Here is a 1,546-nt window from a genome sequence, read left to right as displayed (position 1 = left end):
ACCCTCCACTCTCGGAAAGACAACGGCTTCTAAGAGTGGAGAGCTCATCGGGGGGTGTCCCTCGTGTTCTTCGGCGGCGGCCGGAGGTGTCGCTCCCCGACCGCTGACTTCGATACCAGATATAAGGCGGTCTGGGGTCGAGCCCCGGACCTGTCCCGGGTACGAGGGGAGCGGCACCTGTGCGGCCCCTCACGTACCCGAACCCGGCCGGGGGAGCAGAGGAGGGCCGCCGCGCCCCCGCCGGGGTCCTTGGGGGGCGGCTATGCCGCGGCGGCGATGGCCATGGCGGGCAGGGCCTGCATCTCGAGTTCGTGGGCCGCGTCTGCGTCGGTGAGGGTCTGCGCGGTGGCGGTGATGGCCTGCATGATCCCGCCCGCCGTGGTCTGCCCGCCGCGGATGAAGTGGGTGAGTACGCAGTCGCGGACGCTGTCGGGGAACCGCAGCTGCTTCGCCACGACCTCCACCGTCTCGGCCGGCCTGGCGACGGGACGGCCGGCCTCCCGCTCGATGTCGGCGATCTTCCGTGTCACGTAGTCGTGGTTCAGGAACATCGCGACGGCGTCCCGAGTCTGTGCGCTGATCAGGGCCAGGTTCTTGTCCTGGGTGTCTGGGGAGAACGGGATGATGCCCTCGTCCATCCGGGCACCCACGTGCACTCTCCCGAACACGTCCTTCGTGATGGTCATCCCGTTGCCGCACACCTGGACGACGAGGCGCGGAGTGATGGCGTAGCGTCCGGCACCCACCTCGCTGTTCGTGATCACGAACCCGGCCGACACCAGGGGCAGTTCATCACCGCTCTGCCCGGTGAACGGCGACCGGTACCCGCGCAACAGCTCGGGGGCGAGCGCGGCGACGTGCTCCGACTCCACCCGCACGATCATGCGGCGCTCGGTCAGGTCGGCACCCCTGACCCGCACACCGTGCCCGGACTCCCGGATCCCCGCGAACACCGCGGTGAGCACGTCCAGATGATCGATGATCCGGTAGCCGTCGGAGAGCCACGCCCGCAGCACCCCCGGCTCGCCCCTCATCGCCCGCAGGAGAAAACGGCGCTCCGGGTCCCGCTCGAGCCACCCGTTGACGTTCAGGTCGTACAGGTCCACCGCCTCGGCGCGCATGCGGCGCAGGTAGGCGGCCGGTATCCGCAGCTTCTCTGCGATCCCTTCATCGGCCACACCGGTGGGACGGTAGGCGCCGTCGGCGTGCGTCACGCCACTGGGCGTCAGTACGGGCTCGGTGCCGGTGAGGGTGATGGTGCCGGCTGTGGCGGTGATCGCCGACGCCGGGGCCACCATGTCGATCTTGGCTTCCTGGTCGTGCTCCAGGAGGCGCACCAGGTCCTCGAACGAGGCATTGCGTGTGCCGGTCACCGCTAACGGTGCTGCGGTCCGGTCGTTGTCGTGAGCCACGAGGGCTCTCCCTTCGTGTGCTGTCCGGCGGTCCGGCCGGCGTCACCCGACCATCTATATTCGATACTAGATAAAAGATGGGGATGAGGCAAGCCCCCACAAAGATCATCACCGGTGGGCGGTGGGCGGTGGGC

Annotated in this window: 1 protein-coding gene; it reads right to left on the bottom strand. The window is 68.8% G+C overall.

Annotated elements, in window-relative coordinates; genetic code table 11:
* Window positions 1-260 precede the first annotated feature (260 nt).
* Complete coding sequence (locus tag WN71_RS39085) at window positions 261-1,412, bottom strand: DUF932 domain-containing protein (RefSeq protein WP_079178447.1); 1,152 nt, start codon at window positions 1,410-1,412, stop codon at window positions 261-263.
* Between the last annotated feature and the right edge of the window lie 134 nt (window positions 1,413-1,546).

The sequence above is a fragment of the Streptomyces mangrovisoli genome (assembly GCF_000974985.2).
Taxonomy (GTDB): Bacteria; Actinomycetota; Actinomycetes; order Streptomycetales; family Streptomycetaceae; genus Streptomyces; species Streptomyces mangrovisoli.
The sequence above is the reverse complement of the archived record's forward strand: the minus strand, read 5'-3'. Positions and strand labels throughout refer to the sequence as shown.